Origin of the sequence: Marinimicrobium locisalis (genome assembly GCF_039822625.1) — a bacterium.
GTDB lineage: Bacteria > Pseudomonadota > Gammaproteobacteria > Pseudomonadales > Cellvibrionaceae > Marinimicrobium > Marinimicrobium locisalis.
In genome coordinates this window covers 45,262-60,441 of the sequence record NZ_JBDLLG010000006.1, presented here as the reverse complement: position 1 = coordinate 60,441, position 15,180 = coordinate 45,262, and the positions used below count along the sequence as shown (strand labels likewise).

Genomic DNA, 15,180 nt, shown 5'->3' with positions numbered 1-15,180 from the left:
AGGCACGATGTCTACTTTTCATTTATTCGCCTTTGGCATCTACCCCTATATCGCCCTGGCGGTCATGTTTATTGCGACCTGGATTCGTTACGACCGGGAGCAATACACCTGGAAGGCCAGTTCGAGCCAGCTGCTGGAAAAGAAATGGCTGCGCATTGGCAGCATTCCGTTTCATATTGGCATCATCGGTATCTTCTTCGGCCACTTGGTGGGTCTACTGACACCGGTTCAGGTGTGGTATTTCCTGGGCGTCAGCGCCAGTGCCAAGCAAATTCTAGCCGTGGTGGCCGGTGGTATTTTCGGCGTAATGTGCCTGTTTGGTTTGGTGGTGCTCACCCTGCGCCGGCTGCTCCATCCGCGCATTCGTCCCAACAGCAAGCCCATGGATATCGCCGTGTTGTTCTTGCTGCTGGCGCAGCTGCTGCTCGGCTTGGCGTCAATATTTATCTCCGTCGGTCACCTGGATGGCGCCGTCATGACGAAGCTGATGAACTGGGCTCAGAGCATCTTCCTGTTGCGCGGGCTGACTGGGGCTGAGTACATCGTGGATGTGCATTGGATCTTCAAGGCGCACCTGGTGCTGGGGCTGACGATCTTCCTGTTGTTCCCCTTTACCCGACTGGTGCATTTGCTGAGCGTCCCGGTGAAGTACCTGGGCAGAAATTACCAGGTGGTTCGTCGGCGCGCGCGAGCATCGATGTAATTGACGTATGGTTTTGGCGGATGCGCCTTAGGCGCATCCGCCGTAACCCAAACCGGGCGCCGCCACCAAACCCAACACCCCGACTCCACCTTAAAACGGGCTCACAAACATGATCACCGTCAACCACACCCAAATCCCCGAAGACAAAGTGCTCGCGGAAATGCAGTACCACCCGGCGGAAACCCGGCGGGAAGCCATGTTCAAAGCGGCCGAATCCCTGATTATCGTCGAGCTGTTTCGTCAGCGCGCCAAAGCCCTGGGACTGTCGGTCAGCGACGATACGGTGGAGAGTTCCGATGAGGATTTCATTGAAGCTCTAATCGACAAAGAAGTGGATATTCCGGAGGCAACGGAGGAGGACTGTCGGCAGTACTTTGAGGCCAACCCCGCAAAGTTCGAAACCTCGCCGTTGCTGGAAGTTAAACACATCTTGCTGGCCGTTCCCAAAGAAGACGACGCGGGCCGGGCCGAAGCCAAAGTTCGTGCCGATGCGCTTATCGACATCCTTAAAGGCGGGGCCGACTTTGGCAAGCTCGCCCGGCGCGAGTCGGCCTGCCCCTCGAAAGAAACCGGTGGCAGCCTCGGCCAGCTTAGCAAGGGACAAACCGTACCGGAGTTCGAGCGCCAGGTGTTCGCCGCCGAACCGGGCCTAATGCCCCGCCCGGTGGAGAGCCGCTATGGTTATCACTTGGTCTATATCGAGCGAAAAATTCCAGGCCGCCCCTTACCCTACGAAGAAGTTGCCGGCCAGATAGCCGAATACCTGAACGAAAAAGTACGGCGCAAAGCCATCGCGCAGTACATTCAGGTTCTAATTTCCGAAGCGAGAATAGAAGGCTATGATTTCCAGGTGGATGGCTCCCCGCTCATGCAGTAAATCCCCCGGGGTGCGCCGCTCGAGAGTGATTGACGGGGGATAACGGCGGATGCGCTCCGCTTATCCGCCCTACGGAAGCTTGGGTAGGGCGGATAAGCGGAGCGCATCCGCCGTTACCATCGCTTAAGGCTCGCTCTGTGCGGTATGTTTCAAGCGCAATCTGGCCCGCAACCAGCGGGCCAGGATATCCACGCCAATGTTCAACAAGGCGGTAATTACTATCAGCACCATTGCCCGATCAAAGCGGATTTCCTGAATGGCGCTGTCCACGTAGAACCCCAGTGTGGCGATCCCCAAGATGCCGAGGATGGCGGTCTCGCGCATGATAATTTCCCACCGGTAGAACAGAAACGCCAAGAACGGGCCGTACAGGCGGGGGGTGAGCTCGTAGGTGTAGCGCTCGAGGCCCGAGGGTGCGTCCGGGCGCAGTGTGTGATCATTGGAGCGCCGCCCGATCAAGTGCCCGATAATGCCGCTGTTATGCACCGCGAGCGCGATGACCGCGGGCAACATTGAAGGCCCCCATAGCTGTAGCAGAATAAACGCCAGCAAGTACTCCGGCGTGGAGCGCAGCACCACCAAAACCGTGTGGCCCAGTGGGCCGGTAAGGCGGTTGGTAAAGTGGCGGGACCCTATCGGATAGAGCAAGAGCGTTAGCACGCCGGTCAGCACCAATGCGATTTGGGTAAGCACCAGCGTGTTCCAAATGCCCGGCAAGGCCTCGCTGCTCAACAGCTCCATCAGCCAGGGGCCGAGCGCCTCCCAGCCATCGCCGTTGCGCAACGGAGCCGGCACAATGTCTTCGGTAAAAAAGCGTGTGACGTTCTGCCATCGAATCGGCAGGCCGCTGCCAAGTAAGAACGGGGCGGCGATCAAATATAAGGGCACCAGCTTTGGACGCACCCAAAGGCGCAGCGTGGTGATCAGTACGTAGAACAAGAGCAGCAGCGCGCCCACCACTGAATAGTGGCCTTGGGCGAAAGCCGATTCCAGGTAAAACCCCAGCGTCGGCATGCCCACGAACCCGAGTACGGCGCTGGAGCGCAGGCCGCACTCCAGCCGGTAAGAGGTATAGGTGACCAACTGCGGCCACGCCTGGCTTACGCGAGTATAGAGCAGGGCGATGACCGAGCCGGTTCCATAGGGCAGTGTCTCCCGAGGTTGGGGGTCGGTTTCTTCCAGAATTTCGGCGTAGACTTTGCCAAACACTCCGGCGTAGGGAATGGCGATGGCCAACACCCCGGTGAGCGGGTGCAGCCCGAAGAACTGCAAGAAAATCAGTGCCCAGAAAAGCTCGTGAATGGCCCGGATAAATGCGCAAAATGTGCGCACAATGCGAGAGCCAAAGACCATGGCCAACAGAAACCCGCTTATTGCGCCCAGCCCAACGCCGACAAACGCGAAAGCCAGCGTCCGTATGAGCGCCTCGACCAGATAATCGCTTTGGGTGAAGTCGGGGGTCACCAAGCCGGAGAACAAACGGGCGAGCTCGCCCCAGGGGTCGTGAGCGCTGATCGTCAGGTCGGCGAAAAAAACACACACCACGGCCAGGGCGACAAACCACAGGCTGGTACGTACGCTGGCCGAGCCCCTCATATCACCTCTGATCAGTACAGTGCCAGCAGGTCGGATGCCTGCACGCGGTGGGTGGGCTGGTCCAGCGCAATGCCGCCATTGGCGATGCCGACCACGCGGTCGGAAAAGCGTAGGGCCAATTCGACATCGTGCATGGCTAGCACGGCCGTGTCGTAGGCCTGGGTGAGCGTTGCCAGCACGGTTTCGGCCATGGGCCCGTCCAGAGCCGAGGCGGGCTCATCGGCGAGTAAAATGTCACCGGCCTGAAAAATTGCCCGGGCGGCGGCCACCCGTTGGCGTTGCCCACCGGAGAGCTCGCCCGCCGCACTCCAGCATTTATGCTCGATCTCGAGCGTCTTGAGCAAGGGGCGAACTTGCTCCACATCCCGCCGGTAGGGCCGTGCAAGCGTGACCAGGTTGTGCCAGCGGGAATACCGGGCCAGGCCGCCCATATATACGTTGTGATAAACACTCAGGTTCGGCACCAGCCCCAGGTCCTGGGGCATGAGCGCGACCCCGTGGGTGCGCCAACGCTGGTGCATCAGGCTTAAAAGGGTCGACTTGCCGGCGCCGCTTTTACCGACCAGCGCCACGGTTTGCCCTCGCACCAGCTCCAGGCTTAGCGGGCCGAGTACTTCCAAGTCGCCATAACGGGCGACAACCTCGTCCAGTGCCAGTGCTGTCATTCGTCGATTAGACCAATCTGTTTGGCGACATTTTCGATGGTCTCGTAGTCGCTGTTGTCGGCGGGAATAAACTTGGAGCGTGGGAAGCTCTCCAGCAGCTCGGGGTCATCCATATTAAGCAACGCCTGGCGAACCTTGTCGGTGAAGCCTTTGCCGAAGCGCTTGTCCACATCACCGCGAATGGTCCATTGGTAATCCGGGTAGGGCGGTGTTTCCCAAATAACATTGACCTCTTCGGTATCGATGTTGCCGGCTTCCACCTCATTCTCCCACACCGTATAGTTCAGCGCGCCCAGTTGATAGGCACCGGTGGCCACGAGTGAGGCGGTACGGCTATGGTTGCCACTGAAGCCGACTTTCTCGAACACCTCATCCGGTGCGGCGTCGTAGGTTTTGCGGAGGTAATACTCGGGCATCAAGCGCCCCGAGGTGGAACCCTTGGAGCCGAAAGTAAAAGTCATGCCCTTCAGTTTGTCGGTCAACCCCGAACCTGGCTTCAGGCCGGTGCTCTTGTGGGCGATAAAGTAGGTGACGAACTCGGCATCCTCCGCGCCCTGAGCCAGGGCTTGTGAGCCGGGCACCCGAGCTCGGGCCTGCACTCCGGAGAGCCCGCCGAACCAGGCCAGTTGAACCTGATCGTTGCGAAAGGCACTGACGGCGGCGGCGTAAGACTTAACCGGCACGAACCGAACCTCGACGTCCAGTTCCGTTTCCAGATAGTCCGCCACGGCCTGAAAACGTTCACGCAAGCGGGTCTCGTCCTCGTCCGGGATGGCGGTGAATACGAACGTTTGGGCGCTGGCGCCGAGGGCGGCCAGGCAGAGTGTTAAGCAAAATGCAATGCGTCCCAACATAGTATGTCCTCTGTTATTACAATGAAAACTCGGCGAATATGGTAACGGATTTCGTCGATCCATGTTCACGGTCGGGCCGGTATGCCGTTGTTTTGGATCGTGCTAATCTTTTTGGGCCGGCAACATCGGCGCCAGAAGGCTCCTTAAGAAAGGCCCCTTAAGAAAGGCTTCTTAAAATGGGCCCGCTGAGTTTACAGATTTATGAAGGAGAGGCCGTGCCCCACAAACCTCACATCGTGTTGATTACGCCAGCCGCCGCGGGTTCTCGCGCCGGTAACCGGGCAACCGCCACGCGCTGGGCCGGCCTTTTGCGCTCCCAAGGCTATCGCGTTTCGGTCCGCCTTCCGGACGCTGCGCCCAGCGGGGCCCCCGAGCTGATCCTCGCGCTTCACGCTTGGCGCTGCCACGGCGCCCTTAAAGCGTGGAAGCAAGCCTTCCCTCTGTGCCCAGTGGTTCTGGCCCTGACAGGGACCGACGTGTATCGGTTCCAGTATAGCCATCCGACCACCGTATACGACAGTATGGACGAGGCGGATGTGTTGATTGGTCTGCACGATTGCCTGGAGGAAAACCTACCGGAGCGCTATGTGAGTCGCTTGAGGGTGGTGCACCAATCGGCTCGGCCATTGCCGCCCCAGGTCTCAAAGCCCGGGCGGCGGCGTTTCGAGGTCCTGGTGGCCGGGCATCTGCGAGAGGAGAAAGACTCTCTGCGTGCCGCCTATGCGGTGCGTGACTTGCCACGGGCCTCTCGTTTGCAGATTATTCAAATGGGCGGGGCCCACAGCGAAGCGTGGGCCCGGGCCGCTCGCGAGGAGATGGAAGGCAACCCGAACTACCGATGGTTGGGCGACCAGCCGCAGTGGCGTGTTCGCCAGGCCATGGGCCGGGCGCGGTTGATGGTGATCAGCTCCCTTATGGAGGGGGGCGCAAACGTGGTTAGCGAAGCTTGCGTGGCGGGCTTGCCGATTATCGCCTCTGATATTCCGGGCAATCGAGGGCTGTTGGGGGCCGATTACGAGGGCTACTATCCGGTGGAAAGCACCGAAGCACTGCGCGCTTGCCTACTGAGGGCCGAAGGCTCCCCGGATTGGCTGGAAGACCTGGGCCGACAGGTCTCCGCCCGCGCCCCTTTATTCTCGCCCGAGCGCGAAGCGGCACACTTGGCGGCGGTGGTGGCCTCGGCAATGGAGACAGGCAGCTCCTCGGAACACGCCTAGGCTACCGTAGATACCACTCGGGGCGGCGCTCCGAACCCAGGATGGTCTTCAGCGAATAGCGTTCGGCGTCCGCCTCGGTTAGCTGGTGTGACCAAGAGACCCGTTCAGTGGAAGCGGCGCCGGGGCCCAGGCTGTTGTGCTCGGCGTAAAAGCTTTGCCGTTCGGCCTCGGGGTTGGACCAGTTGTGCCAGCCTTCGGGGCGTATATGCTCCCCCATCTGGGTGTTGATAAACACGATTTGCGCGTAGGCCCGCCAGGGGCGGCCCAGGTATACGGACTCCACGTCGGTGTTGGCGGTCAGAGTCGCATCGAAGAATACCAGGCCGTGGTCTACGTCCTGTGGTGTGGAAGCGGCGGTAATGTAGGAATCCGCCAGGGAGTGGAGTTGGCAACCCTCGAACACCGCGGTGGCCCGCCCGAAAATGAAATCGGTCGTGCCTTCAATGTAACAGTCCTTGAAGTACTGCTTTTTCCCTTCGCCGGTGACGTACACTGTGTCCTGATGACCGAGAAACCGGCTGTTATAAAAACTGACCCGGTCGGCGTTGATCGCCAGAGCGATGGCCTGTCCGATGGGGCCGGCGGTGTTGCGGATAGTCAGATTCTCCCCGTGAAAATCGTCGCCGTTAACCTGTACCGTCGGCGTATGAAAGGTACTGTTGCGCCCTTTGTTGATTTGCTTGAAATGGCTGCCCCAGGTAATCACCGTGCCTTCCGCGCTCTCGCCAATGAGGGAGACCATCGGGTTCCACTCGTATACCTTCACCGGCTCGTGGTAGATGCCATTTTTCACGTGAATGGTGATGCGTTTGTCCGGAAAGGCCTTGGTGGCATCAATGGCGGCCTGAATGCTTTCAAAGTCGCCGCTGCCGTCCTGGGCGACGGTCATTTCATAGACAACCTGAGCATGGCCGGTAAACGGTAGCGCCACTAGCAGGGCGAAGAGCAGAACAGTTCTCATAGCGTGAAAGTCCTTGGTTGATATTGTTCTCAACGCGTAGTGTAGGACATTCAGTATACGGGTGCTTCGCTCGCTCAGTTTTCCAGTCAGTCGCTCAATCCTTCGCCCGCGCCTTCGTCTCGGCTCAGCCAAACAGCTTAACGGCCAAGCTCAGGGATACGAGCGCGAGAATAAGAGAGGTACCTTTCCAAAACAACACCGGGTCACGCTCCAGCAGCGGGGGTTGGGTTTTCTGAACGTAGCGGGGGTTGGGGTGCTCCAGGTCGTAGACGAACTCCGAGAGCGCCTCATAGCGCTTGAACGGGTCGACGTTCAAGGCCCGTTTGAGCGTTTCATCCACCCAGGGCGGTAGGGTCGGGTTGTGGGTCAGCGCGGATTGGTAGCGCAGCCTGTGTTGCTCGGCTCGGGTTCGAGCCTTGGCCACCTGGGTGCCGTAAGGCAGCTCCCCGGTGAGCAGCTGGTAGGCAATCACCGCCAGGGAAAACTGGTCGGCCCTGGGGGTGGGCGGCTCGCCCACAAAATACTCGGGAGCGGTGTAGGCCGCCGTGCCCAATATCTCATTCGTTTGGGTTCTTAGCTCCGTGAGTCCAGCCACGCGGGTGGAGCCGAAGTCGATAATTTTTGCCGTGCCCGTGTTATCGATCATGATATTCGCTGGGCGCAGGTCCTGATGCAGCATTTCCAAACGGTGGAACGCTCTTACGCCCTTGGCAATCTGAGCCACCAGGTCTCGCACCTGAGGCAGGGACGGGGCTGGGTTGTCATACGGCCACTGCTGCAGCGTTTGGCCTTCGATGTATTCCGTGACCGTATACAAATGCTGGCGAGCTCGGTTGGGCAAGCAGGGTTTAACCACATGAGGGTTGTCGATGCGCCGGGCGATCCACTCCTCCATCAGGAAGCGTTCCTGGTGGGCGTCTTCGTGTTGTAGCTCGGTCGCCAGGGTTTTTAGCACTAGCGGTTGCTCGGTTTCCAGGTCCTTGGCCAAATACACATGGCTGCGGCTGCTGGCGTGAAGCTGGCGCACAATGAGGTAACCCTCGAACCGCATGCGGGCGCTCAGCGGTGGGGGAAAGGGCAGGTGTTTCAGGTCCCGAACCATCTCGGTTTGCTCACCGCCGGGCAGCCCCTCCACCCGGACCAGCTGCGCGGTAATGTTGTCATCACTGCCGTTGTCGTAGGCCAATTCGCCAAGGCGGCGCGCCGCCTTATCCAAGTCTTCGCCACAGGCATCGAGTGTCTCAAGCACCGCCTGCTCGCTGACAAATTCGTAAACCCCGTCCGTGGCCAGCAGGAAGGTGTCCCCTTCTTCCAGAGCCAGAGTCCGGTAATCCATTTCCAGATGGTGGTTAATGCCCAGTGCCCGGCTCAGGTAACTCACCTCCTTTGACACCCACAGCCGATGGTCTTCCGTCAGCTGCTCCAGACGCCCACCACTGAGGCGGTAGATGCGGCTGTCGCCGATATGAAACAGGTGGGCCGTGGTGGATTTGAGAATCAACGCGCTGAACGTACAGACATAGCCCCGGTCCATGTCATAGCGATATTGGCTCTGCCGCGTCTGGGCGTGGAGCCAGGAGTTGGTGGCCATCAACACCCGTTGAGCGGACTGTTTGACCGACCAAGTTTCCGAGGTGCAGTAATAGTCCGCCAGGAAACTGCTGACGGCCGACTCGCTCGCGACCTGACTGACATCACTGCTGCTGATGCCATCGGCCAGCGCGATCACCACGCCCTTGCTGGTTCGATAGGGTTCCTTGGCCAGGTAGGCCCCGTGGAAATCCTGATTAAGTGCCTTGCGGCCCTGGTGGGAATATTGCCCCAGGCGAATCGTTAGTGAGTCGGCCATAGAAAAAACCACCGCCCCGGCGCGAAGGCGCCGGGGCGGTTGGCGTCAGCTCCTTAGGGTATCAGGACAGAGCCCGTTGCGGCGCGGTGCGCACATGAGTGGTGTACAGTGTCAGCCCCGTTAGCGACAGACCGCCGATTAGGTTGCCCAGCACTACCGGAATCTCGTTCCAGAGCAGATAATCCATGATGGAGAAGTTGCCCCCCATAATCAGCCCCGAGGGAAACAAAAACATATTCACCACCGAGTGCTCAAAACCCATGGCAAAGAACAGCATGATCGGCATCCACATGGCGATGACCTTACCACTGACCGTGGTGGAAATCATCGCCCCCACTACGCCGAGCGACACCATCCAGTTACACAGTACCCCGCGAATAAAAATAGTCGCCATGCCACCCACGCCAAACTCCTTGTAGCCAACGGTCCGGCCTTCGCCAATATCCCCGATAATCTGACCGACTTTATCCGGTTCCGTGGAAAACCCGTAGGTGAACACAATGGCCATCAAAAAGGCCACCGTCAGCGCGCCCGCAAAGTTACCGGCAAAGACCACGCCCCAATGTTTGAGAATTCTGGGCCAGGTAATGCCCGGACGCCGGTCAAACCGCGCCAGCGGCGTCAGCACAAACACCCCGGTGAGCAAATCGAAACCCATCAAATAAAGAATACAGAACCCCACCGGAAAAAGCGCCGCCCCCACAATGGGGTAGCCGGTCTGCACCGTGATGGTGACCGCAAACACAGCCGCAATGGCCAAAATGGCCCCGGCCATATAAGCCCGAATCAACGCATCCCGGGTAGACATGTAAAGCTTAGCTTCACCGGCATCCACCATCTTAGTGGCGAACTCCGAAGGCAATAAATAAGACATAGCGAGCCCTGATTTCAATCAATGAATAGAAATGGCACTCCAGAAGAGCGTCCTGTGTGTTGTGGTTAGGGCTAACGCAAAAAGTGAACCAGATGCCCCCTTTTTGTTGTAAGTGTTTGAAATAAATGTACTTTCATATGGTTTGGTGCAGGGCGAGCATTCGTGCCGGCCAGTTCCGGGGCTTACATTTGGTGCATTTAAAATTTGAGGGTGATCACTATTGGGGCAAAAACACACCATCGCTCGCGGCCGGGCAGCACCGCGGCGTAGCGTCATAACAGGGCGCGCGGCCCAACAGTGGTGCAACACCGGCTTCAACGCTGCTATTCTTGCGTTGCTCACCACCAACCGGACAAACCGAGAGCCAACGCGCGAATGCAACCGCAAAAACGGCACACAGAACAAACCGCCCCCATCGGCATCGTCCTGGCCGCCGGCCAATCCAAACGCTACGGCAGCGACAAACGCCAAGCTCGCCTCCCAGGAGGCCAAACCCTATTACAAACCACGCTGAGCAAAGCCCAACGCCACTTCACCCAGCTCATCCTCGTACTCGGCCACAATGACAAAGCCCTTGACTTGAACATTCCAGCTGCCATTACCATCGTTCACGCCCCTGAGGCCCACACTGGTCTGGGCACCAGCATCGCCAGCGCCTTCCAATACCTGCTCGACACACAAAATGACGCCTCGACCGCCGCCGTCCTGCTGGGAGACATGCCGTGGGTTCAAGGCGACACCGTTGAACAGTTAAAACAGAACGCCCGTGCATCGACCATCGTAAGGCCGATACACCAAGGCCACGCTGGGCACCCGGTGTTTTTCGGCAACGCCTTTTGGACGGAATTGTCAGGTCTTTCAGGGGATGACGGTGCAAAGTCAGTGGTGCAACGACACCGAGAGAAGTGTGAGTTTATCCAGGTTGATGATGAAGGGGTTTTGAAAGACGTGGATCGGCCGGGGGATTTGGAACGTTGATTGTTGGGTTTATATAAGGTGTGGTTTACAGGTTTAAAGGAAGCCTTGTGCCGGATGCGGCTGGGCCTTATCCGGCCTACGCGGTAGTGTGCTACAACGTGAGGAGGGCCGGTGTGGGGTGGACCTTTCACAGACCGTGGAGCGGGGGACCCGCGATTCGAGCCTACACGGATGTATTTACGGCGTGTCTGTGAAAGGTCCACCCCACATCGGGCCGGACGCGATGCGACAACTAAAGGTGAATAAAACCTCAAACAAAACCCAAAAAATGATTACGCTTTCAGCGCTTTCAAAACCTCCTCGGACCGAATCGGTATATCCCGCATCCGAATTCCTACCGCCGCAAAAATCGCATTCGCAATCGCAGGCCCCACCACCGTCGTCGCCGGCTCACCCAATCCGACCGACGTCTCAGTACTCTCCACAAACTCCAACTCCATCGCCGGCACATCCCGCATCCGCATTGGCGTATAACCGTTCAAATTCTGATCCCTCACCTCACCATTCTCCAACATCGTCCCCTCATGCAACGCCATACTCGCACCCCACAAAGCCGCCCCCTCAACCTGAGCGCGAGCACCATCGGGATGCACCACCGTGCCAGCGTCCGTCACCAACGTCAGCTTCTGCAGCGTCACCTTCCCCGTCTCCCGGCTCACATGCACCTGCGCCACACAAGCCGTCCAAGTGGGCATATTCCGCTCCTGGCCGTAAGAGGTCGCCACACCCAGCCCGGTATCCGCCGGCATCGACTGCTCCCAGTTGGAAAGCGTTCGGACCCGGCGCAACACATTCGCCTGCCGGGATGCACCGCCCACCGAATTGGGCGCCGAGCCGGCATTCTTTCCTTCGGCCTTCAACAGCGCCAGGCGAAACTCAATCGGGTCCTTGCCCACTTGGTGGGCCGCCTCATCCATAAATGACTCCAGCGCCCAATTCACCCAGCCGGAACCGACCGAACGTAACCATCCGGGGCGGAACGTCTCATTCGCCAAATCATTGGAAATGGCCCGTAACCGATGGGCACCCACCGAATACCAATGGGCCGAGCCCTGAATGGCAAAAGGATCAAACTTTACCCCGTTGGATGCCTCCGGCATAAACGCGGGCACCATCACCTGGGTGGGCCAGCCCGCCGTGGCGTGGTGCTCCATGCCGGTGGGGTTGCCCTCGGCATCAAAGGCCATGCGTACCCGCTGATAGGCGGGGGAGCGAATCGAATCAAAGCGGCAGTCGTCCTCCCGGGTAAACACCAGCTTCACTGGCCGGCCGACAGCCTTGGCCGTCAGGGCCGCCGGCACGGCGTAGTCCCCATTAAGACGACGGCCAAAACCGCCACCGAGCATATAAGTGCGCATCACAATATTTTTTTCGGGCACATCCAGCGCGGTGGCCAGCACCGGCAGAATCAAGGACTGCCACTGGTTGCCCGTATGAATTTCCCACTGCCCGTCTTTTTCAAACGCGAGGGCGTTGACCGGTTCGAGCTGAAAGTGCAGCACACTGTGGGCGATATAGTCCTGCTCCAAAGTGGTGTCCGCATTGCTAAAAGCCTCGTCCACTCCGTCTTCATTGACCACCAGCGCGCCTTTGTCCGGGGTTTCGATCAGCTCCCGGCCGTGCTCGAGAATATCCCGTTCACTCACATTAGCCGTTTTGCCGGGACTCCAGTCCACCTTTACTTTCTGCGCGGCTTTGTTTGCCGCGTGGAAAGAGGTGGCCACCACCACGGCCCAGCCGGGCACGGTGCCGCTGGGGTCATCGAGTGTCACTGTCTGTAAATAACCGTCAATGTCTTTGGCGGCGCTGTCGTCGATGCTATTAATGGACGACCCCAAGCGGGTGGGGGGAATCAGCGGCCGGGCATAGACCATGTTCTCCACAGATGCATCCAGGCCATATTGGCTGGCCCCGGTGGTTTTGTCGGGAATGTCCAGGGCCTGGGTTTCCTTGCCGATCAAGCGTCGCTCCGAGGGCGGCTTGATGGGCATTTCCTTAAGCTGCTCTTCGCTAAATGTACGGCTGAGCTTGCCTTGTTGCACAATCTCGCCATAGCTAATGGAACGTTCTCCGGCGGTCACCCGGCTGTTGCGCGCGCGACACTGGCTGGGCGACACGCCCAACAGCTTGGCCCCCTCTTCGATTAGGGCCATGCGCCCGGCGGCGCCGGCGCGGCTAAGCGGATCGAAATTCTGCCACACCGACCAGCTGCCGCCGGTGACCATCATGCCCCACTTGGGATCGCTGTCCACGTGATGCAGCTCGACCATGGACCAGTCCGCCTCGAGCTCATCGGCCACGATACGGGCCAGGGCCGTGCCCACGTGTTGGCCCATTTCCGCCTCGGCGATGTTCACCACAATGCGGCCGTCCGGATGAATGTGATACCAGATGGTGGGCTCGAAGGTCTGGTTTTCCACTGCCTCTTCCGGCTGGGCGAAACTCAGTCCGGGGGTGAAAAACGCCATGGTAAAACCGCCTGCGGCGGCGCCGATCAAAAAGCCGCGCCGGCTTATCTTCGGCGGCTCGGCCGGGGTGCCCTGCTCTGGGTTTAGGAGGGAACGAAACAGTTTATTCATGAGGCCGCTCCTTCGGTGGCATTCGCACCGTCGTCATTCTGACCGTCACTTTTCTCATCGCCTTGAGCGTTGTCGCGCATCTCGGCTGCGGCCATTTTGATGGCTTCGCGAATGCGCACGTACGCCATGCACCGGCAGAGGTTGCCGCTCATCACCTGGTTGATCTGCTCATCCGTCGGGTCGGGAAAGTCCTTTAGCATCGCCGCTGCCTGCATGATCTGGCCCGACTGGCAGTAACCGCACTGGGGGGTCTGGGTTTTGACCCAGGCTGTTTGCAATGGGTGTTCGCCATTCGGGTCCAGCCCTTCGATGGTCGTGACCGCCGTGCCGGCCACCTGTTTCGTCGGTGTAATACACGAGCGCGTGGCCCGGCCGTTGATCAATACGGTGCAGGCGCCGCACATGCCGATGCCGCAACCGTACTTGGTCCCGGTCATACGCGCGTCATCGCGCAGGCTCCACAGCAGCGGAGTGTCGTCGGCCACCTCCAGCGTGACCTTTTGGCCGTTGAGGGTAAACGTGGTGCTCATTGTTCAGACTCCGTATTGGTCGCGACCTTTTGGCGCTGCCGTTCGATCTCATCTTCCAGGTTGTCCCAGGCTGGCCGGTCGGTGTGCGTCGCGCGCAAAAAGTGCAAAAGGGCGCTGATATCGGCGTTGCTCAATTCGGCAAAACCCGGCATGACCACGCCCGGTAAGCCTTCTTCATTGCCGACGCCTTCGAGGGTGACGCGGATCAGGTTCATCGGGTTGTCCGCCCGCAGCGCTGTGTTCAGGCTCAGATCCGGCCGAAGGGCGCGGGGGTTGTCCGGGTCGTTGTAGTGGCAGGAAGCGCAGGCGTAGGTAAACACTTTCTCGCCGTAGCCGAGTGTGTCGGCGGTGCGCCGCTGTGCGCTTTGAATTGTGGCGGTGGCCGTTTGCCGAGCCTGTTCGTCGCTTCCCGGCTCCGCCATGGCGCTAAAATAACTGGCCAGCGCGCGAATGTCCCGGTTCTCCGCCTCTCCCAGGCCCCGGTGTACCACATCCGCCATGGAGCCCACGGCCACGCCGTGGTAGGTGGAACCCCCGGAGCGCAGGTAATCGTAAAGCGACGCTTCGGTCCAGGCCACCGGCGCCCGGCTGTCGGTGTTCAGAGCAGGCGCATACCAATTGTCGATGACCGCCCCCTCGTAGGCGAGGTCGGTCCGTTCCGCTCCGAATTTATTGCGCGGGGTGTGGCATGCCGAGCAGTGCCCCAGCCCCTGCGCTAAATAAGCACCCCGGTTCCACAGCTCGGGGCGGGCGTCTTCCGGCTGATAGCGTTCCTCTTCAAAAAACAGCAGCTTCCACCCCGCCTGCAATAGCCGAACGTTAAACGGAAAGCGCAACTGGTTGTCCGGCGGCTCGGCGTTCACCGGCTCGCGAGTCATCAGGTAGGCGTAGAGCGCATCCAGATCCTCGTCCCTGACTAGGGTGTAGTGGGTATACGGAAAGGCGGGAAAGAGATGAGCCCCATTGCGGGCGACGCCCTGGCGCATGCCCCGGTGAAAGGCCTCCCGGGACCAGGTGCCGATGCCGGTGGCAGGGTCCGGGGTAATATTGGTGGAGTAGAGGGTGCCGAAGTCCGTGGGGAAAGGCCGGCCCCCCGCCAGCGGCCGCTCCGGGTCCACCGTATGGCAGCTCTGGCAGTTGCCGATGCCCGCCAGCGCACGGCCCTGCTCAATCATCGCCTCGGAGAAATCCCCTGGGGAGGGCGGCTCCTGCTCCGGTATCGAAGGTTCCCAGGCGTAAATGAGAAACACCGCCAGTACCAGAATACCCAGGCCGACGAGAATGGCCGTTATGCGCTTGGTCACCTTGCATCTCCTTCGTCATACTGCCTCAAGCTGTACGCTCAACCGGCAAGTGAGTGGCTATACGGGTGCTGTGTTTTTGGGTTGGGCACTCAATACTACCCGCCGGTTTCTACGGCGGGTGTCGGCGCTCTGATTTTGTTATTTCTCCATTGTAGACCAGCAAAGGCGACATGTCGTACAAAGCCGCACAGTG

The 15,180-nt window shown here is 59.5% G+C and carries 13 protein-coding genes; 4 read left to right on the top strand and 9 right to left on the bottom strand.

The window, feature by feature from the left end; all coding sequences use genetic code 11:
• Positions 1-7 precede the first annotated feature (7 nt).
• Entirely contained in the window at positions 8-703 is a 696-nt protein-coding gene (gene narI, locus AAE514_RS05660) for a respiratory nitrate reductase subunit gamma (protein ID WP_347330550.1), read from the top strand.
• A 109-nt stretch (positions 704-812) separates the two neighbouring features.
• The gene (locus AAE514_RS05655) at positions 813-1,580 is read left to right on the top strand and encodes a peptidylprolyl isomerase (protein WP_347330549.1); all 768 of its coding nucleotides are present in this window, start codon (positions 813-815) and stop codon (positions 1,578-1,580) included.
• Positions 1,581-1,703: 123 nt separating this feature from the next.
• On the opposite strand, the gene AAE514_RS05650 is transcribed toward AAE514_RS05655, so the two are convergent.
• From AAE514_RS05650 to AAE514_RS05640, 3 genes are read right to left on the bottom strand one after another with little or no spacing between them, the layout of a single operon-like run.
• Positions 1,704-3,176 carry a PhnE/PtxC family ABC transporter permease gene (locus AAE514_RS05650; RefSeq protein ID WP_347330548.1) on the bottom strand — a complete coding sequence of 491 codons (1,473 nt, stop codon included), beginning with the start codon at positions 3,174-3,176 and terminating at the stop codon, positions 1,704-1,706.
• A gap of 11 nt (positions 3,177-3,187) precedes the next feature.
• Positions 3,188-3,841, bottom strand: coding sequence for an ATP-binding cassette domain-containing protein (locus AAE514_RS05645; RefSeq protein ID WP_347330547.1), 654 nt, complete (start codon positions 3,839-3,841; stop codon positions 3,188-3,190).
• Positions 3,838-4,695 (bottom strand): putative selenate ABC transporter substrate-binding protein, encoded by an 858-nt coding sequence (locus tag AAE514_RS05640; RefSeq protein ID WP_347330546.1) that lies wholly within the window; start codon positions 4,693-4,695, stop codon positions 3,838-3,840. Before AAE514_RS05640 ends, AAE514_RS05645 begins: the two co-directional genes overlap by 4 nt.
• A gap of 215 nt (positions 4,696-4,910) precedes the next feature.
• On the opposite strand from AAE514_RS05640, the gene senB reads away from it, so the two are divergent.
• The gene (gene senB / locus AAE514_RS05635) at positions 4,911-5,912 is read left to right on the top strand and encodes a selenoneine biosynthesis selenosugar synthase SenB (protein WP_347330545.1); all 1,002 of its coding nucleotides are present in this window, start codon (positions 4,911-4,913) and stop codon (positions 5,910-5,912) included.
• Between the two features lies 1 nt (position 5,913).
• On the opposite strand, the gene AAE514_RS05630 is transcribed toward senB, so the two are convergent.
• From AAE514_RS05630 to AAE514_RS05620, 3 genes are all read right to left on the bottom strand, one after another.
• Positions 5,914-6,873: a pectinesterase family protein gene (locus AAE514_RS05630; protein WP_347330544.1), complete on the bottom strand. Its 960-nt coding sequence runs from the start codon at positions 6,871-6,873 to the stop codon at positions 5,914-5,916.
• 124 nt (positions 6,874-6,997) lie between these two features.
• Positions 6,998-8,722 carry a bifunctional protein-serine/threonine kinase/phosphatase gene (locus AAE514_RS05625; RefSeq protein WP_347330543.1) on the bottom strand — a complete coding sequence of 575 codons (1,725 nt, stop codon included), beginning with the start codon at positions 8,720-8,722 and terminating at the stop codon, positions 6,998-7,000.
• 61 nt (positions 8,723-8,783) lie between these two features.
• On the bottom strand, positions 8,784-9,596 hold the full coding sequence (locus tag AAE514_RS05620) for a formate/nitrite transporter family protein (RefSeq protein ID WP_347330542.1): 813 nt from the start codon (positions 9,594-9,596) through the stop codon (positions 8,784-8,786).
• 375 nt (positions 9,597-9,971) lie between these two features.
• Here AAE514_RS05620 and AAE514_RS05615 point away from each other — a divergent pair, with 375 nt between their 5' ends.
• Positions 9,972-10,574 (top strand): nucleotidyltransferase family protein, encoded by a 603-nt coding sequence (locus AAE514_RS05615; protein ID WP_347330541.1) that lies wholly within the window; start codon positions 9,972-9,974, stop codon positions 10,572-10,574.
• A gap of 272 nt (positions 10,575-10,846) precedes the next feature.
• Here the strand turns inward: AAE514_RS05615 and AAE514_RS05610 are convergent, their stop codons facing one another.
• The 3 genes from AAE514_RS05610 to AAE514_RS05600 are packed head-to-tail and all read right to left on the bottom strand — an operon-like array spanning position 10,847 to position 14,987.
• Entirely contained in the window at positions 10,847-13,153 is a 2,307-nt protein-coding gene (locus tag AAE514_RS05610) for a xanthine dehydrogenase family protein molybdopterin-binding subunit (RefSeq protein WP_347330540.1), read from the bottom strand.
• Positions 13,150-13,683, bottom strand: a complete 534-nt coding sequence (locus tag AAE514_RS05605; RefSeq protein ID WP_347330539.1) for a (2Fe-2S)-binding protein — start codon at positions 13,681-13,683, stop codon at positions 13,150-13,152. The genes AAE514_RS05610 and AAE514_RS05605 overlap by 4 nt, the downstream gene beginning before the upstream one ends.
• Entirely contained in the window at positions 13,680-14,987 is a 1,308-nt protein-coding gene (locus tag AAE514_RS05600) for a cytochrome c (protein WP_347330538.1), read from the bottom strand. The genes AAE514_RS05605 and AAE514_RS05600 overlap by 4 nt, the downstream gene beginning before the upstream one ends.
• Positions 14,988-15,180: the final 193 nt, after the last annotated feature.